At 65.0% G+C, this 16,272-nt stretch carries 17 protein-coding genes; 12 read left to right on the plus strand and 5 right to left on the minus strand.

The window, feature by feature from the left end:
* Positions 1–6 precede the first annotated feature (6 nt).
* The gene (locus ACVWZ4_RS09200; RefSeq protein WP_456736519.1) at positions 7–1,449 is read right to left on the minus strand and encodes a sensor histidine kinase; all 1,443 of its coding nucleotides are present in this window, start codon (positions 1,447–1,449) and stop codon (positions 7–9) included.
* A 442-nt stretch (positions 1,450–1,891) separates the two neighbouring features.
* On the opposite strand from ACVWZ4_RS09200, the gene rpmH reads away from it, so the two are divergent.
* From rpmH to dapE, 10 genes are all read left to right on the plus strand, one after another.
* Positions 1,892–2,026 carry a 50S ribosomal protein L34 gene (gene rpmH / locus ACVWZ4_RS09205; RefSeq protein ID WP_008542748.1) on the plus strand — a complete coding sequence of 45 codons (135 nt, stop codon included), beginning with the start codon at positions 1,892–1,894 and terminating at the stop codon, positions 2,024–2,026.
* A 28-nt stretch (positions 2,027–2,054) separates the two neighbouring features.
* Positions 2,055–2,459 (plus strand): ribonuclease P protein component, encoded by a 405-nt coding sequence (gene rnpA / locus ACVWZ4_RS09210; RefSeq protein WP_456700937.1) that lies wholly within the window; start codon positions 2,055–2,057, stop codon positions 2,457–2,459.
* 16 nt (positions 2,460–2,475) lie between these two features.
* On the plus strand, positions 2,476–4,323 hold the full coding sequence (gene yidC / locus ACVWZ4_RS09215; RefSeq protein ID WP_456700936.1) for a membrane protein insertase YidC: 1,848 nt from the start codon (positions 2,476–2,478) through the stop codon (positions 4,321–4,323).
* A 92-nt stretch (positions 4,324–4,415) separates the two neighbouring features.
* Positions 4,416–5,069: a ribosome biogenesis GTP-binding protein YihA/YsxC gene (gene yihA / locus ACVWZ4_RS09220; protein WP_456700935.1), complete on the plus strand. Its 654-nt coding sequence runs from the start codon at positions 4,416–4,418 to the stop codon at positions 5,067–5,069.
* The gene (locus ACVWZ4_RS09225; protein ID WP_456740154.1) at positions 5,069–5,428 is read left to right on the plus strand and encodes a DUF423 domain-containing protein; all 360 of its coding nucleotides are present in this window, start codon (positions 5,069–5,071) and stop codon (positions 5,426–5,428) included. The genes yihA and ACVWZ4_RS09225 overlap by 1 nt, the downstream gene beginning before the upstream one ends.
* Positions 5,429–5,522: 94 nt before the next feature.
* The gene (gene argB / locus ACVWZ4_RS09230) at positions 5,523–6,410 is read left to right on the plus strand and encodes an acetylglutamate kinase (protein WP_456790083.1); all 888 of its coding nucleotides are present in this window, start codon (positions 5,523–5,525) and stop codon (positions 6,408–6,410) included.
* Positions 6,411–6,478: 68 nt separating this feature from the next.
* Entirely contained in the window at positions 6,479–7,465 is a 987-nt protein-coding gene (locus ACVWZ4_RS09235; protein ID WP_456763462.1) for a DUF1036 domain-containing protein, read from the plus strand.
* A gap of 14 nt (positions 7,466–7,479) precedes the next feature.
* The gene (locus tag ACVWZ4_RS09240; protein ID WP_456742195.1) at positions 7,480–8,169 is read left to right on the plus strand and encodes a pyrimidine 5'-nucleotidase; all 690 of its coding nucleotides are present in this window, start codon (positions 7,480–7,482) and stop codon (positions 8,167–8,169) included.
* Between the two features lie 104 nt (positions 8,170–8,273).
* Positions 8,274–9,119, plus strand: a complete 846-nt coding sequence (dapD, locus tag ACVWZ4_RS09245) for a 2,3,4,5-tetrahydropyridine-2,6-dicarboxylate N-succinyltransferase (RefSeq protein ID WP_092226857.1) — start codon at positions 8,274–8,276, stop codon at positions 9,117–9,119.
* 8 nt (positions 9,120–9,127) lie between these two features.
* On the plus strand, positions 9,128–10,294 hold the full coding sequence (gene dapE / locus ACVWZ4_RS09250) for a succinyl-diaminopimelate desuccinylase (protein WP_456700930.1): 1,167 nt from the start codon (positions 9,128–9,130) through the stop codon (positions 10,292–10,294).
* A gap of 86 nt (positions 10,295–10,380) precedes the next feature.
* Here the strand turns inward: dapE and truA are convergent, their stop codons facing one another.
* From truA to def, 3 genes are all read right to left on the minus strand, one after another.
* Positions 10,381–11,118 (minus strand): tRNA pseudouridine(38-40) synthase TruA, encoded by a 738-nt coding sequence (gene truA / locus ACVWZ4_RS09255; protein WP_456700929.1) that lies wholly within the window; start codon positions 11,116–11,118, stop codon positions 10,381–10,383.
* Positions 11,118–12,053: a methionyl-tRNA formyltransferase gene (gene fmt / locus ACVWZ4_RS09260; RefSeq protein ID WP_456700928.1), complete on the minus strand. Its 936-nt coding sequence runs from the start codon at positions 12,051–12,053 to the stop codon at positions 11,118–11,120. The genes truA and fmt overlap by 1 nt, the downstream gene beginning before the upstream one ends.
* Positions 12,054–12,246: 193 nt before the next feature.
* On the minus strand, positions 12,247–12,771 hold the full coding sequence (def, locus tag ACVWZ4_RS09265; protein WP_456700927.1) for a peptide deformylase: 525 nt from the start codon (positions 12,769–12,771) through the stop codon (positions 12,247–12,249).
* Positions 12,772–12,941: 170 nt separating this feature from the next.
* Here def and ACVWZ4_RS09270 point away from each other — a divergent pair, with 170 nt between their 5' ends.
* Positions 12,942–14,144, plus strand: coding sequence for a DNA recombination protein RmuC (locus ACVWZ4_RS09270; protein WP_456700926.1), 1,203 nt, complete (start codon positions 12,942–12,944; stop codon positions 14,142–14,144).
* A gap of 196 nt (positions 14,145–14,340) precedes the next feature.
* Positions 14,341–15,705 (plus strand): AmpG family muropeptide MFS transporter, encoded by a 1,365-nt coding sequence (locus tag ACVWZ4_RS09275; RefSeq protein WP_456700925.1) that lies wholly within the window; start codon positions 14,341–14,343, stop codon positions 15,703–15,705.
* 126 nt (positions 15,706–15,831) lie between these two features.
* On the opposite strand, the gene ACVWZ4_RS09280 is transcribed toward ACVWZ4_RS09275, so the two are convergent.
* Positions 15,832–16,266, minus strand: coding sequence for a hypothetical protein (locus ACVWZ4_RS09280; RefSeq protein WP_456739010.1), 435 nt, complete (start codon positions 16,264–16,266; stop codon positions 15,832–15,834).
* Between the last annotated feature and the right edge of the window lie 6 nt (positions 16,267–16,272).

Raw genomic sequence — 16,272 nt, forward strand, 5'->3', positions numbered from 1 at the left:
GGCCGACTACGCCCGCGCCCGCTCGTTGCGGATGGAGAGGAGTTCCACGGGGCGGTCGGGGATGACGATCCGGAAGGTGGCGCCGATGGTGCCTTCGACCAGGTGGATGTCGCCACCATGGGCGCGCACCAGCTCGGCGGCGATGGCGAGGCCGAGCCCGCTGCCGCCGGGACGGCCGGAGGTCTGGAACGCCTCGAACAGGTGCTCGCGGGTCTTCTGGGGCACGCCCGGGCCGGTATCGGAGACTTCCAGGATGGCAACCGCGCCTTCGCGCTTTCCGGTGATCCGGATCTGCTGCGGACCACCGTCGCCGGAGGCATGGCTCTCCAGCGCCTGGGCGGCATTGCGCACGAGGTTGAGCAGCACGCGAAACAGCTGGTCGGGATCGGCGTCGACCGCGAGGCCGCGCTCGATCGCGGCGACCCAGGCGATCGTTGCGTCATTGGCAAGACCCGCGGTCTCGCGCACCTCGAGCACGACAGGCTCGACCAGCATCATGCGGCGATCGGGCGCGGCCTCCTGGGCGCGGCCGTAGGACAGCGTCGACTGGCAGAAGGCAATGGCCCGCTCGAGCGAACGCACCAGCTTCGGCGCAAAACGCTGCACCCTGGGATCAGGCACGCTGGCGAGCTGGTCCGACAGCAGCTGCGCCGAGGCCAGCAGATTGCGCAGATCGTGATTGATCTTGGAGACGGCGAGGCCGAGCGCGGCGAGCCGGCTCTTCTGATGCAGCATCGACATCAGGTCGCGCTGCATGTCCGACAGTTCGCGCTCGGCGACGCCGATCTCGTCGCTGCGCTGGCTCGGCACGATGATCCGCGCCGAGCTTTCGGGGTTTTCGTGGAAGCCCACCAGGCTCGCAGTCAGCCGCCGCATCGGCCGCACGAAGAGATAATGAAGTGCGAGATAGACGAGGCCGGCGGTCAGGACGCCGATGATCAGCGCGACCACCACGACGTTGCGGGAAAAGCGGTACATCGACTGCCGCAAAGGCTGCTCGTCGGTGACGATCTCGATGAACTGGGCGTCGCCGACGCCGGGGCCGACGATGCGGATCGGCTGGTTGCCGGTCTCCAGCATCATCTGGAACGAGCCGGTGATGGCCTGCCACACCGTCAGGTCACGCAAATCGACGTCGTGCTCGATCGTCGCCGGCAGATTGTCGCTGGCGAGCAGGCGGCGCTGCTGGCCCATCTTGATTGCGACCGCGCGCGCATTGATGCTCTTCAGGATCTGCCGCGACAGCGAATCCGGCACCATGCCGAGCGGCGCCGCATCGAGCACCAGCGCCGCCGTGTTGGCCGCGGCGACGCGGTCGTTGAGCCGGTTGACCCAGAAGTTCGCGATCGCAGGCACGTAGAGCAGGACGGCCGCGATCATCACCAGGGGGACGGTCAGCAGCAACAGCTTGCCTGACAGCCCAAGCCCGCCCGGGCCACGGGACCGCATCGCCGAATCCGGCTGGTCCGCTGGCCGATCCAGATCTTGGTCCAGAGCTTGCTCCAGATCCTGGGTCCGCTGCTGAAGGTCCGTCGCTGCCACGGAATTCGCCCCTGCTGGCATTGGCTGGTGGAGGATGCGACCCGCCCGGGGGCCGGTCAAATTACGGATCGCTAATCTGCCGAGGTGGGATGTAGGCGCTGATCCGGCTATCCGCCACCTCAAGAGTTAAAAACCCCAACGAAACAGTGATATTCACCGGAACCGGGCGATCTTGCGGCGTTGACGAAAACAAGACGCTCGCTTATAAGCCGCGCAAATTGTCCGCGATGACCCGGTGCGACACCGGGAGCGGCTCTTCTGGGGCCGGAAATGGCTCGTTTGGGGCCGCATCTTCCGGACTTTATCATCAATTCTACAGGCACATTGCCCGGTCAGCGGAGAAAAACCCGTGAAGCGGACTTATCAACCCAGCAAACTGGTGCGCAAGCGCCGTCACGGCTTCCGTGCTCGTCTCGCGACTGCCGGCGGCCGCAAGGTTCTCGCCGCCCGCCGCGCCCGCGGCCGCAAGCGTCTGAGCGCCTGAGCCGGACCCCCTTTCCCGGGATTTCATCATGGATCGGCTGAGGCAGCGAGCGGATTTCCTCGCCGTTGCCAATGGCGCGCGGGTGAATAGTCCCGCGTTCGTCCTGCAAAGCCTTGACCGACAAAGCCTTGACCGCGACGATCTTGGCCCCGTCAGGATCGGCTTCACCGTTACCAAAAAGAACGGCAACGCCCCCGAGCGCAATCGCATCCGGCGCCGGCTTCGCGAATTGGTGAAGCGGCTCGATCCGGTATCGATGCATCCCCATCATGATTACGTGCTAGTCGGCCGCAGGGACGCGCTTTCGCGCGACTTCACGACCATGCTCGACGATCTGCGCATGGCGTTCGCGAAACCCGCGCGGCATACGCAAAAACGACGCGGCCCAAGAACCGACGGTCCAGCTCCCGCGACCAGCCGCAAACCGGATTGATGACGAGACCATAGTGATGACCGACAATCGCAATACCATCCTCGCCGTCATTCTGTCCGGCCTGGTGCTGATCGCCTGGCAGTACTTCTACAACGTGCCGGCGATGGAGAAGCAGCGCGCCCAGCAACAGGCGCAGGCCGAGCTGCAGAAGGCCAATCCGCAACCGACGGCCTCCGCGACGCCGGGCGCCACGCCGCAGGCCGGCAGCACGACGACGCCGACCACCGCGCCGGGCGCAAACCAGCCGGCCCAGCCGGTCGTGGCCCGCGAGGCCGCAATTGCCGCCAGCCCCCGCGTCAAGATCGATACGCCGCGTCTCGCCGGCAGCATTTCGCTGAAGGGCGGCCGCATCGACGACCTCGCGCTGCTGCAATTCCGCGAGACCGTCGATCCGCAGTCGCCGCCGATCATTCTCTATTCGCCCTCCGGCACGGCAGAGCCCTATTACGCCGAGTTCGGCTGGGTGGCCGCGACGGGCGTGACGTCGAAGATGCCCGATGCCCAGACCGTCTGGCAGCAGGACGGCAGCGGCAGCCTGACGCCGACCACGCCTGTCGTGCTGAAGTGGGACAATGGCGAAGGTCTCAGCTTCCGCCGCACCATCTCGGTTGACGACCATTATCTCTTCAGCATCAAGGACGACGTGAGCAATGTCGGCAACGCGCCGGTGACGCTCTATCCGTTCGCCCTGATCTCCCGTCACGGCACGCCGCAGGTCTCCGGCTACTACATCCTGCATGAAGGCCTGATCGGCTATCTCGATGGCTTGCAGGAATACGCCTACAAGAAGATCGACGAGGCCAAGTCGGTCAGCTTCAAGGCGACCAATGGCTGGCTCGGCATGACCGACAAGTACTGGGCCTCGGCGCTGCTGCCCGACACCAGTGCGCAGCTCCAGGCGAAGTTCTCCTCGAACCTCACCGGCAACGTCCACACCTACCAGACCGACTATCTGCTCGACCCCGTCACGGTCGCGATCGGCGGCACCGCGACCGCAAATGCGCGGCTGTTCGCCGGTGCCAAGGAAGCCGGCGTCGTCGGCGTGTTCCCGTTCGCGGGGCTCGGCGGCTACAACAAGGCGCTCGGCCTCAATCATTTCGATCTTCTGATCGACTGGGGCTGGTTCTACTTCATCACCAAGCCGATGTTCCTCGGCCTCGACTTCTTCTACCGCTTCTTCGGCAATTTCGGCATCTCGATCCTGCTCGTGACTGTCATCGTGAAGCTGCTGTTCTTCCCGCTGGCAAACAAGTCCTACGCCTCGATGGCGAAGATGAAGTCGGTCCAGCCGCAGCTTCAGGCGCTGAAAGAGCGCTACCCCGACGACAAGGTGAAGCAGCAGCAGGAGATGATGGAGATCTACAAGAAGGAGAAGATCAATCCGGTCGCCGGCTGTCTTCCCGTGGTGATCCAGATCCCGGTGTTCTTCTCGCTCTACAAGGTGCTGTTCGTCACCATCGAAATGCGGCACGCGCCGTTCTTCGGCTGGATCAAGGACCTCTCCTCACCCGATCCGACCAATCTGTTCACGCTGTTCGGCCTGCTGCACTACGATCCGACCGCGCTGCCGCTGTTCGGGCACTATCTGCATCTCGGCATCTGGCCCCTCATCATGGGCGTCACGATGTGGTTCCAGATGAAGCTGAACCCGACGCCGCCGGATCCGACGCAGCAGGTCATCTTCAACTGGATGCCGGTGATCTTCACCTTCATGCTGGCGGGCTTCCCCGCTGGGCTGGTGATCTACTGGGCCTGGAACAACACGCTCTCCGTGCTCCAGCAGAGCTTCATCATGCGTCGCAATGGGGTGAAGGTGGAGTTGTTCGACAATCTGAAGGCGACGTTCGCGAGGAAGGCGACGTAGCCGTCATTGCGCGCGCCTCGCTTCCGCCTTGGCTGTTCGAGCTACGGCGGACAAGTCGCTCGCAATGACGCGGGGAAACAGCGAGCCTTCGCATGACCGACGACAAAGATGCGAAGCTGATCGAAACCGGGCGCAAGCTGTTCGCGCGCGACTGGCAGTTCATCTGGGCTTCGCCCTCGATCCAGACGCTGCCGCCGATGGCAGGGCTGGAGATCGCCTTCGCCGGACGCTCCAATGTCGGCAAATCGAGCCTGATCAACGCGCTGACGGGGCGTAACGCGCTGGCGCGCACCTCGCATACGCCCGGGCGCACGCAGGAGCTGATCTTCTTCGAGGTTCCAGGGAAGACCGACCTGCGGCTCGTCGACATGCCCGGCTATGGCTATGCCAAGGCACCGAAGAGCCAGGTCGCGTCCTGGACCGAGCTGATCCACACGTTCCTGCTCGGCCGCGCCTCGCTCGCGCGCGTCTATGTGCTGATCGATGCGCGGCATGGACTGAAGGACGTCGATCTCGAAGTCCTCAAGACGCTCGACCGCTCCGCCGTCAGCTACCAGGTCGTGCTGACCAAGGCCGACCAGGTGAAGGCCTCCGAACTCCAGTCCTGCATCACGGAGACGGAAGCCGCGCTCGCGAAACATCCGGCTGCGTTCCCGAACGTGATCGCGACGTCGTCGCGCTCATCGACCGGCATGGCGGAGCTGCGCGCCGCGATGGCGAAGCTGCTGGAAGAGCGGACCAAGTAATGGCGCGCCTGCTGATCGCGCTCGCCGGCTTGATGGGCGCCGCCGGCGTCGCGCTGGCCGCCGCCGCCGCCCACGGCGCGGACGCCGGCCGGCTTGCCTCGGCCAGCGCCATGCTGCTGTTTCATGCAACTGCCATATTGGCCGTGACAGCCTTGCTCGCGCGCGGCCTTCTGCACGGCGGAATTGGCCTGATCGCCGCATTCGGCTTCGTCATCGGCGCGGCGTTGTTCGCGGGCGACCTCACCTTGCGGCAATATGCCGGCCATCAGCTGTTTCCGATGGCTGCACCGTCAGGCGGAACGCTGATGATCTTGAGCTGGCTGGCGGTGACGCTGGCGGCGGTGGTGCCTGCGCGCTGATCCGTAACGGCGGCATGCCAACCCCACTTTGCGCCTCGCCCGCCAATCAGATAGAACGCGAACCCGCGTTTGTCCCGCCAGCGAGATCCGCCTCATGATCGAAATCTCCCCGCTCGACCAGGCCCGCATCCTGTCCGAAGCGCTGCCGCACATGCAGCAGTACGACGAAGAAACCATCGTCATCAAATATGGCGGCCATGCCATGGGCGACGAGGAGACCGCGAAGAACTTTGCGCGCGACATCGTGCTGCTGGAGCAGACTGCGATCAATCCGGTGGTCGTGCACGGCGGCGGGCCGCAGATCGCGACCATGCTCAAGCGCCTCGGCATCGTCTCGGAATTCGCAGCCGGCCTGCGCATCACCGACGCCGCGACCATCGAGATCGTCGAGATGGTGCTGGCAGGCTCCGTCAACAAGCAGATCGTCGGCTACATCAACGAAGCCGGCGGCAAGGCCGTGGGTCTCTCCGGCAAGGACGGCAACATGGTGAAGGCGACGAAGACGACGCGCACCATCATCGACCCGGACTCGCATATCGAGAAGGCCGTCGATCTCGGCTTCGTCGGCGACCCCGAGAAGGTCGATCTGACGCTGCTCAACCAGCTGATCGGCTACGAGCTGATCCCGGTACTGGCGCCGCTCGCGACCTCGAAAGAGGGCCAGACGCTGAACATCAACGCCGACACGTTTGCCGGCGCTGTCGCCGGCGCGCTCAAGGCGAAACGCCTGTTGCTGCTCACCGACGTGCCCGGCGTGCTCGACAAGTCGAAGAAGCTGATCCCGCAGCTCTCGGTGAAGGACGCGCGCAAGCTGATTGCCGACGGCACCATTTCCGGCGGCATGATCCCGAAGGTCGAGACCTGCATCTACGCGCTCGAGCAGGGCGTCGAGGGCGTCGTCATCATCGACGGCAAGATGCAGCACGCCGTGCTGCTCGAGCTCTTCACCAACACGGGCACGGGAACGCTGATCCACAAGTGAAGCGGGAGCGGACAGGAACGGAGCCGGGAGAGCGGCGCGCGCGCCGCTCTGCCCTCGCGCGCTTCCTCATGACGCTGCCGGCCGCGGCGGTGTCGTTCGTCTTCTCCTCCGCACCGGCCGTCGCCGATCTCAAGATCTGCAACCGCATGTCCTATGTGGTCGAGGCCGCGATCGGCATCGACGACAGGGCGGCCACCGCGACGCGGGGCTGGTTCAGGATCGATCCCGCGACCTGCCGCGTGGTGGTGCAGGGAACCCTCACCGCCGACCGCATCCTCCTCAATGCCCGCGCGCTCGGCATCTATGGCGCGTCTCCCATCCCGCAGAACGGCAGCGACATGCTGTGCGTGGCGCCGGACAATTTCGTCATCGCCGCGGCGCGCCAGTGCCGCAGCGGCCAGACGCAAGCACCTTTTACCCAGATCACCCCGACGACAGGCGACGACGGCAATCTCGTCGCCTATCTCGCCGAGGATTCCGAATATGACGACGAACAGGCGCGGCTTGCCGGCATCCAGCGGCTGCTGGTGATCGCGGGCTACGATATCGGCGCGATCGACGGCGTCGATGGACCGAAGACGCAGGCCGCCCTCGCAGCCTTCCTGAAGAGCCGCGGATTGTCCCCGGACGTGGTCTCCTCGCCGAATCTCTTCAAGACCATGGTCGAAGCCGCGCAGACGCCGTCCCCGAGTGGTCTCACCTGGTGCAACGACACGCCGCACAAGGTGATGGCAGCGGTCGCCACCGACGACGGCAAGGCGGTGACGAGCCGCGGCTGGTATCGCATCGACCCCAAAACGTGCCTGCATCCCGACGTGACCGGGCAGCCGAAGCAGATCTTCAGCTTCGCGGAAGCCGTCGACGGCGACAACCGCGTCATCAAGCTGAAGGACAGGCCGCTGAACTGGGGCGGCGACAAGCAGCTCTGCACCCGCGAGACCAAGTTCGAGACCGTCGAGCAGACCGATTGCGGCGCGCGCGGATTTGCAGCGACCGGATTCGGCGCCGTGGACATGTCGAGCGGCGGCAAGACGTTGCGCTTTGCGTTGCCGTGATCGAGAGAATTTTGATGAAATCGCCCCGCGCCTTTGCCCATGTCGACACCTGGGTGTTCGACCTCGACAACACGCTCTACCCGCATCACGTCAACCTGTGGCAGCAGGTCGATGCCAGAATCGGCGAGTTCGTCTGCAACTGGCTGAACGTCACGCCGGAACAAGCGCGCAAGATCCAGAAGGATTATTACCGCCGCTTCGGCACCACCATGCGCGGCATGATGACCCTGCATGGCGTGCGCGCCGACGACTATCTGGCTTACGTCCACAAGATCGATCATTCGCCGCTGGAGCCGAACCCGGCGCTCGGGGCGGCCATCGCAAAGCTGCCGGGCCGCAAGCTGATCCTGACCAACGGCTCGGTCGACCATGTTGATGCGGTGCTGGCGCGCCTCGGCCTCGGTTCGCATTTCGACGGCGTGTTCGACATCATCGCCGCCGAATTCGAGCCCAAGCCGGCGGCGCAGACCTATCAGAAATTCCTCAGCCACCATGCGGTCGACCCGACCAGATCAGCCATGTTCGAAGATCTCGCCCGCAACCTCACCGTCCCGCATGACCTCGGCATGACCACGGTGCTGGTGGTGCCTGACGGCACCAAGGAAGTGGTACGCGAGGACTGGGAGCTGGAAGGCCGCGATGCCGCCCATGTGGACTATGTCACGGATGATCTGGCGGGGTTTTTGGCCGGGCTGTCTCGGTAGAGTCGTAGCCCGGGACGGTGGTGGAGTATGCCTTGACTTCGCCCCTCCAAATCCCGAAAAAGCCCCCAATCCATCAAAATTCCCGATACCTAGAGGAAATCCCGATGTCCTTGTCCGCCCTGGAGTCCACGATCAACAGCGCCTTCGACGCGCGTGAGACCATCTCGACCTCGACCAAGGGCGAAGTCCGCGAGGCCGTGACCCAGGCGCTGGAGACACTGGACAAGGGCGAGGCCCGCGTTGCCGAGCGCGGCGCCGACGGCAAGTGGAAGGTCAACCAGTGGCTGAAGAAGGCCGTGCTGCTGTCCTTCCGTCTCAACGACATGGACGTCATTCCCGGCGGCCCGGGCCAGGCCAATTGGTGGGACAAGGTGCCCTCGAAGTTCGAAGGCTGGGGCCCGAACCGTTTTCGCGACGCCGGTTTTCGCGCGGTGCCGGGCGCGGTGGTGCGCCGCTCCGCCTTCATCGCCAAGAACGTCGTGCTGATGCCGTCCTTCGTCAATCTCGGCGCCTACGTCGATGAGAGCACCATGGTCGACACCTGGGCCACCGTCGGCTCCTGCGCGCAGATCGGCAAGCGCGTGCATATCTCCGGCGGCGCCGGCATCGGCGGCGTGCTCGAGCCGCTCCAGGCCGAGCCCGTGATCATCGAGGACGATTGCTTCATCGGCGCGCGCAGCGAGGTCGCCGAGGGCGTCATCGTGCGCAAGGGCGCCGTGCTGTCGATGGGCGTGTTCCTCGGCGCCTCGACCAAGATCGTCGATCGCGAGACCGGCGAGGTCTTCATGGGGGAGGTGCCCGAGTATTCAGTGGTGGTCCCCGGCGCGCTGCCCGGCAAGCCCATGAAGAACGGCCAGATCGGCCCGAGCACCGCCTGCGCCGTGATCGTCAAGCGCGTCGACGAGCGCACGCGGTCGAAGACCAGCATCAACGAGCTGCTGCGGGATTAAGGCGGCACATGACCGATGCCCTCTCCATTGCCCGCGACCTCATCCGCTGCCCCTCGGTAACCCCTCAAGACGCCGGCGCACTCGGCGTGCTTGAAAGGGTGCTGAACGCTGCAGGCTTCACCTGTCACCGCGTGACCTTCAGCGAGGACGGGACCGCCGATATCGACAATCTCTATGCGCGGATCGGTGCTGAAGGGCCGCACATCACCTTTGCGGGCCATACCGACGTGGTGCCGCCCGGCGACGAGAGCGCCTGGAGCGTCGGCGCATTCTCCGGCGAGGTGAAGGACGGTTTTCTGCACGGCCGCGGCGCGGTCGACATGAAGGGCGGCATCGCCTGCTCGGTCGCCGCCGTACTGGAGCATCTCGCCGCGAACGGCGGCAAGCCACGCCCGGACGGCAAGGGTTCGATCTCGTTCCTGATCACCGGCGACGAGGAAGACGTTTCCATCAACGGCACGATCAAGCTGCTGAAATGGGCTGCCGAGCGCGGCGAGACGTTCGACCATTGCGTGCTCGGCGAGCCCTCCAATGTCGAGACGCTGGGCGATACCATCAAGGTCGGCCGCCGCGGTTCGCAATCCGGCACGCTTTATGTCGACGGCGTGCAGGGCCACGTCGCCTATCCGCACCGCGCGGCCAATCCGGTCCCGGACATCTCGCGCCTGATCGTGGCAATCAGCGACGAGCCGCTCGACAATGGCAGCGCGCAATTCCAGGCCTCCAATCTCGAATTCGTCTCGGTCGACGTCGGCAACAAGGCCTTCAACGTCATCCCCGGCGAGGCCCGCGCCAGATTCAACATCCGTTACAACGACAACCATACGCAGGCATCCTTGCGCGAGCTGGTCGAGTCGCGTCTCGCCAAAGCCTGCGGCAACCGCATCAAGGCTCGCATCGTCTGGGAGCCATCGAACTCCAACGTGTTCGTGACCAAGCCGGGGCCGTTCACCGATCTCGCCGTGTCCGCGATCGAAGAGGTGACGGGCCGCAAACCGGAGCTGTCGACATCAGGCGGCACCTCCGATGCGCGCTTCATCTCGAGCTATTGCCCGGTGATCGAGTTCGGCCTGGTCGGCCAGACCATGCACCAGGTCAACGAGCGCGTGCCGGTGACGGACCTGGAGAACCTGACCAAGGTCTATCGCGGGATTTTGACGCGGTATTTTGGGTAAGAGACCACTATCGCCAAACCCTCCGCCGTCATGTCCGGGCTTGTCCCGCCTGCCCGGCCGCCATGACGCCGGGGCGTCATCACGCTCTAATAATCCACCTTCATCAGATACAGCCCCTCGGGCGGAGCGACGATGCCGCAGGCAGAGCGGTTGCGCGCCGCGAGCGCTGCGGAGAGATCGTCGGCGCTCCAGCGGCCCTCGCCGACCCAGACCAGCGATCCCACCATCGAGCGCACCTGGCTGTGCAGGAACGAGCGCGCCGAGGTGACGATGATGATCTCGCGGTCGTCGCGCAGCACGTCGAGCTGGTCGAGCGTCTTCTCCGGCGATTTGGCCTGGCACTCGGTGTCGCGAAACGTCGTGAAATCGTGCTTGCCGAGCAGGCGTTGGGCGGCCGCATGCATCGCTTCAGAGTCGAGCCGGCGCGGCACGCGCCAGGCGTGGCCGGCATCGAGCGCGAGATTGGCGCGGGTGTTGATGATGCGATAGCGATAGTGACGCTTCACGGCCGAGAAGCGCGCCTCGAACGTGTCAGGGACGATCTCGGCTTCGAGCACCGCCACCGGATGCGGGCGCAGATGCGCATTGAGGCCATCGCGAAAACGGCCCTGCGGAAACTGCTTGTCGATATCGACATGCGCAACCTGGCCACGCGCGTGCACGCCCGCATCGGTGCGGCCGGCGCCATGCACCCGCACATCCGCGCCGGTCATCGCCTTCACCGCGGCTTCCAGCGCGCCCTGCACCGACGGCAGCGTGTCCTGCACCTGCCAGCCGAAGAACGGCGCGCCGTCATATTCGAGGGTGAGCTTGTAGCGGGGCATCAGCAGAGCCGCATCGGCGGCTCGACCTTCACGCCGCGTAAAAAGTCCGCCGCTTGCATCCGGCCTTTGCCCTCGCGCTGCAGCTCGAGGATGCGGATCGCGCCCTCGCCGCAGGCGATCGTGAGTTTGGCGTCGAGCACCTCGCCCGGCGCGCCGGAGCCCTTGGCAAGCTCACAACGCAGGATTTTGATTCGCGCATTCTCGCTGACGCCGGCAAGCTCCGCCCAGGCACCGGGAAACGGCGACAGACCGTGGATGTGGCGCAGCACGGCGTGCGCAGGCTTTGTCCAGTCGATCCGGGCCTCGGCCTTGTCGATCTTGGCGGCGTAAGTGACGCCCTCTTCGCTCTGCTTTTTCAGCTGGAGGCCGCCGCGGTCGAGGGCGGCCATGGCGCGCACCATCAGATCGGCGCCCAGCCGGGAAAGGCGATCATGCAGATCCAGCGCAGTCATGTTGTCTGAAATCGCGAGACGCTCGGCCATGGCGACATCGCCGGTATCGAGGCCGACATCCATCTTCATCACCATCACGCCGCTCTCGGCATCGCCGGCCATGATCGCGCGGTTGATCGGCGCGGCGCCGCGCCAGCGCGGCAGCAGCGAGGCGTGAAGGTTGTAACAGCCGAGCTTCGGCGCATCGAGGATCGCCTGCGGCAGGATCATGCCATAGGCGACGACGACGGCGGCGTCGGCGTCAAAGGCGCTGAATTCGTCCAGCGCTTCCTGGGTCTTCAACGTCCTCGGTGTCAGCACCGGCACACCGAGTTTTCGCGCGGCCTCTTCAACGGGCGTCGGCTGCAATTGCAGCCCGCGCCGGCCGCCCGGCTTCGGCGCGCGCGTATAGACGGCCACGATCTCGTGGCCATGCGCGACCAGTTCGAGCAGCGTCGGCACGGAGAAATCGGGCGTGCCCATGAAAATCAGGCGAAGGGGCATGACAGGGACTCTGTACGTTCCCTCCCCAGTGGGGGAAGGCTAGGGAGGGGGGTGCCACACGACGCGCTCTCACGACGAGAGTGCGGACTGGTTCTTCTTCCCCGTTAGACCATTTCCTCGGCTACCCCTCTCCCCCGCCCTCCCCCACAAGGGGGGAGGGAGCCCAGGGGAGTGTGGCGCAGCACCAAAAACTCTACTCCGCGCGCTTGGCGGCTTTCTCGAACTTCTTCATCACGCGGTCGCGCTTGAGCTTCGAGAGATAGTCGACGAACAACACGCCATTGAGATGGTCGATTTCGTGCTGGATGCAGGTGGCGTAGAGGCCTTCGGCGTCCTCCTCGTGCAGCTTGCCGTCGAGGTCCGTGAAGCGCACACGCACTTTCGCGGGACGTTCGACCTCCTCGTAATATTCGGGAATCGACAGGCAACCTTCCTCGTAGACCGACAGGTCTTCAGACGAGGCGATGATCTCCGGATTGATGAAGACGCGCGGCTCCGGCTTGGTCTCCCCGTCCTGGTTGGGCTTGGCGAGATCCATCGTGATCAGCCGCAGCGGTTGCGCGATCTGGATCGCCGCCAAGCCAATGCCGGGCGCGTCATACATCGTCTCGAACATGTCGTCGGCAAGCTTGCGGATCTCCGCCGTGACCTTCTCGATCGGCTTGGAGACCAGACGCAGCTGCTTGTCGGGCAGGATGATGATTTCTCTGAGGGCCATGCCGGGCGATTTAAGCCGCGCGCGACATCGGGTCAATGCGGCCGGGAACGCGTTAACCCTCCGCTAACCATAAACTTCACCTTTGGTTAACCATAAAAAATGAGGGATCGATCAACGTAAATGTTCGCTATTCGTTCGTGGCCCGTCGCGAATCGGCTAGAAGGACAGGCATGAACGAGATCATTTTCATGCTGGGCGACTGGCCGGTGCGCGGGTTCGATGCGCTGATCGGCTTCGGCACCCTCGTCCTCATCCTGCTGGTGGTGATTGCCGTCGTGGTCGCCAGATCCGGGCGTCGCGGCGCGGAACTGGCGATGGCGGGGGCGATCCGGGCCGACGAGCTCGAGGAGCGGCTCGCCCAGGTGCTGCACGCCCAAGCTGAGGCCTCCGGCCGGGTCGACGCCATGACGGAGGCGCTGGCTGGACGCCAGGCCGAGATGGCGCGGGCCGTCAACGAGCGGCTGGATTCGGTGACCCATCGCGTCGGCCAGTCGATGGAACACTCGACCCGCAACACCATGGAGAGCCTGCGCGCGCTGCACGAGCGGCTCGGCATCATCGACAGCGCGCACAAGAACCTCACCGACCTGACCACGCAGGTGACGACCTTGCGCGACGTGCTCGCCAACAAGCAGTCGCGCGGCGCCTTCGGCCAGGCGCGGATGGAGGCGATCGTCCAGGACGGCCTGCCGAAGGGCGCTTACGAGTTCCAGTTCACGCTCTCGACGGGAAAACGGCCCGACTGCGTCGTCTTCCTGCCCGACCAGCGCCCGCTCTGCATCGACGCGAAATTCCCGCTGGAAGCGATGACCGCGCTGCACGACGCCCGCACCGACGAGGAGCGACGCACTGCCACGCAGCGGCTGCGCGGCGACGTGATGAAACATGTCAGCGACATCGCCGAAAAATACCTCGTCCCCGGCGAGACCCAGGAGATGGCGCTGATGTTCGTGCCGTCGGAATCGGTCTACGCCGAGATCCATGACGGCTTCGACGACGTGATCCAGAAGGCCTATCGCGCCAAGGTCGTGCTGGTCTCGCCCTCGCTGCTGATGCTTGCGATCCAGGTGATGCAGCAGATCATGAAGGACGCGCGGATGCGCGATGCCGCCGACCAGATCCAGACCGAGGTGATCAAGCTCGGCGACGATCTCGGTCGCCTGCGCGACCGCGTGCTGAAGCTGCAGAAGCATTTTGCCGACGCCAACGAGGACGTCCGCCAGATCCTGATCTCCGCCGACAAGATCGAAAAGCGGGCGGGACGGATCGAGGAACTCGATTTCAGCAAGAGCGATGCGCCGGCGGAGGGCCCGCGGCTGTTGGCGACGGGCGCTGGTGAGCTGTTTCCGCGGAAGCTCCAGGCGGGGGAGTGACCTCAGGGCACACTGTCATACCCCGCCAAGGCGGGGTATCCAGTACGCTGCGGCAGCCGTGATTGAACCGAAACGCTGGTGATTACTGGATCGTCCGCCTTCGCGGAAGATGACAGCGGAGAAGGCGACGACACCTCGTTTGTGGCCGGTGGCAACGACAGTCCCTCGCGCCCCCAGAATCTGCTAACACCTCCCCATGACCGCACCCGACGCGACGTCCCCCGCCGGCACCGATGCCCCTGCGACTTCATGGCGCGACAGCCTCGCCGTGTACCTGCAACCGCGGGTGCTGATCGTGCTGTTCCTCGGCTTTTCGTCGGGGCTGCCGCTGGCGCTGTCGGGCTCGACGCTGCTGGTGTGGATGCGCGAGGCTGGCGTCGATCTCAAGACCATCGGGCTGTTTGCGCTGGTCGGCACGCCCTACACGCTGAAGTTCCTGTGGGCGCCGCTGGTGGATGCGCTGCATGTGCCGCTGTTCACGCAAGCCTTCGGGCGGCGGCGCGGTTGGTTGCTGTTCTCGCAGATATTGTTGATCGTGGCGATTCTGCTGCTGGCGATGACCGATCCTGCAAGCTCGCCATTCTTCGTCGCGCTTGGCGCGCTGCTGGTGGCGACGACGTCGTCGACGCAGGACATCGTGGTCGACGCCTTCCGCGTCGAGAGCCTGCCTGAAAGCGAACAGGCGGCCGGCATGGCGGCCTATGTCGCCGCCTATCGCATCGGCATGCTGGTCTCGACCGCCGGCGCGCTGTTCATCGTGTCCGGCTTCGAAGGGACCGGCATTCCCCGCGCATCGGCGTGGATGTGGGGCTATGTGGTGATGGCGGCGATGGTGCTGATCGGGACCATCACGGCTCTCGCCGCGACCGAGCCCGAAAAATCAGTGCAGGCGGAAGCCGCAACGCACGAAGAGACCGCGTTCACGCGCGTGCTGCACGCGGCGATCGGTGCCTTCTCCGAATTCCTGTCGCGCAAGGACGCGCTCGCCGCGCTTGCCTTCGTCGTGCTGTTCAAGTTCACCGACGCGTTCTCCGGCACCATGACCGCGCCGTTCGTGATCGACCTCGGCTTCACCCGCAATGACTATGCGGCAATCGTGAAAGGCGTCGGCCTCGCTGCAACCCTGATCGGCGGCTTTGCCGGCGGCTTTGTCGCGCGGCGTTACTCGCTGGCGACCTCGCTCTGGATCGGCGGTGTGGTGCAGGCGCTGGCCAACCTGACCTTCTCCTGGCTTGCCGTGGTCGGCACCAATCAATGGGCGCTGGCGCTCGCGATCTGCGCGGAGAATTTCACCAGCGCCATCGGCACGGTGATCTTCGTCGCCTATCTTTCGGCGCTGTGCCAGAACCCGCTGCACACGGCGACGCAATATGCGCTGCTCACCGCGCTCGCGGCGGTGGGGCGGACCTATCTGTCGTCGGGCGCCGGCTTCGTGGCTGACACCACCGGCTGGCCGCTGTTCTTCCTGATCTGCGTGCTGGTGGCGATCCCGAGCCTGGTGCTGCTGACGTACTTGCAGAAGCGCGGGCATTTCGAGACGCTGGGGCCGGTAAGGGTGTAGGCCCGCCTTCTCGCCGTCGTCATTGCGCGCGCAGCGAAGCAATCCAGAAACTTTCCGCGGAAATACTCTGGATTGCTTCGTCGCAAGAGCTCCTCGCCATGACGACGGCGAGAGCTGTCGCGCTCCCTACTTCTTCACCAGGCTCCACTTCGTCACGACGGCCTCGCTCATCTGGCCGGGATCGCTGGCGCAGGCGATTTCATCGACCTTGACCGAGATCTCCTTGCCGACGAACGATTTCAGCTGCGAGGCCTGCGCGTCGCTGGAGGTGACGAGCTGGAACGTCTCCGGCCCCGTCTCGAGATCGCACAGCCCGCTCGGCGCCGGCAGGCGGCGCGGCTCGGAGGTGATCTGGTACATCGCAACCCGCTTGCCGGCGTTCTTGACGTCGCGAATCTTCATGGCGTTCAGCTCGCCCGAGAGCACCTCGCCGGTGCTGATCGGCCTGCCGGGCTTTGAAGCCGGCGTCGCCTCATCGTCCTGCTGCGCAGAGACGGCCGGTGTGACGACCAGCAGCATCGTCGCGAGCAAAGCCAGGCGTGTGGCGAAAAGTTTCGTCATGTCGTC

The organism is Bradyrhizobium sp. USDA 4472 (assembly GCF_054058595.1).

What these genes read in the sequence shown, in the direction of transcription:
- ACVWZ4_RS09280 (WP_456739010.1), bottom strand. Translation starts at nt 16,266, where the DNA reads ATGACGAAACTTTTCGCCACACGCCTGGCTTTGCTCGCGACGATGCTG.
- ACVWZ4_RS09235 (WP_456763462.1), top strand. Translation starts at nt 6,479, where the DNA reads ATGACGCTGCCGGCCGCGGCGGTGTCGTTCGTCTTCTCCTCCGCACCG.
- truA (WP_456700929.1), bottom strand. Translation starts at nt 11,118, where the DNA reads ATGCCCCGCTACAAGCTCACCCTCGAATATGACGGCGCGCCGTTCTTC.
- dapE (WP_456700930.1), top strand. Translation starts at nt 9,128, where the DNA reads ATGACCGATGCCCTCTCCATTGCCCGCGACCTCATCCGCTGCCCCTCG.
- dapD (WP_092226857.1), top strand. Translation starts at nt 8,274, where the DNA reads ATGTCCTTGTCCGCCCTGGAGTCCACGATCAACAGCGCCTTCGACGCG.
- rnpA (WP_456700937.1), top strand. Translation starts at nt 2,055, where the DNA reads ATGGATCGGCTGAGGCAGCGAGCGGATTTCCTCGCCGTTGCCAATGGC.
- argB (WP_456790083.1), top strand. Translation starts at nt 5,523, where the DNA reads ATGATCGAAATCTCCCCGCTCGACCAGGCCCGCATCCTGTCCGAAGCG.
- ACVWZ4_RS09275 (WP_456700925.1), top strand. Translation starts at nt 14,341, where the DNA reads ATGACCGCACCCGACGCGACGTCCCCCGCCGGCACCGATGCCCCTGCG.
- def (WP_456700927.1), bottom strand. Translation starts at nt 12,771, where the DNA reads ATGGCCCTCAGAGAAATCATCATCCTGCCCGACAAGCAGCTGCGTCTG.
- fmt (WP_456700928.1), bottom strand. Translation starts at nt 12,053, where the DNA reads ATGCCCCTTCGCCTGATTTTCATGGGCACGCCCGATTTCTCCGTGCCG.
- ACVWZ4_RS09200 (WP_456736519.1), bottom strand. Translation starts at nt 1,449, where the DNA reads ATGCGGTCCCGTGGCCCGGGCGGGCTTGGGCTGTCAGGCAAGCTGTTG.
- yidC (WP_456700936.1), top strand. Translation starts at nt 2,476, where the DNA reads ATGACCGACAATCGCAATACCATCCTCGCCGTCATTCTGTCCGGCCTG.
- ACVWZ4_RS09270 (WP_456700926.1), top strand. Translation starts at nt 12,942, where the DNA reads ATGAACGAGATCATTTTCATGCTGGGCGACTGGCCGGTGCGCGGGTTC.
- yihA (WP_456700935.1), top strand. Translation starts at nt 4,416, where the DNA reads ATGACCGACGACAAAGATGCGAAGCTGATCGAAACCGGGCGCAAGCTG.
- ACVWZ4_RS09240 (WP_456742195.1), top strand. Translation starts at nt 7,480, where the DNA reads ATGAAATCGCCCCGCGCCTTTGCCCATGTCGACACCTGGGTGTTCGAC.
- ACVWZ4_RS09225 (WP_456740154.1), top strand. Translation starts at nt 5,069, where the DNA reads ATGGCGCGCCTGCTGATCGCGCTCGCCGGCTTGATGGGCGCCGCCGGC.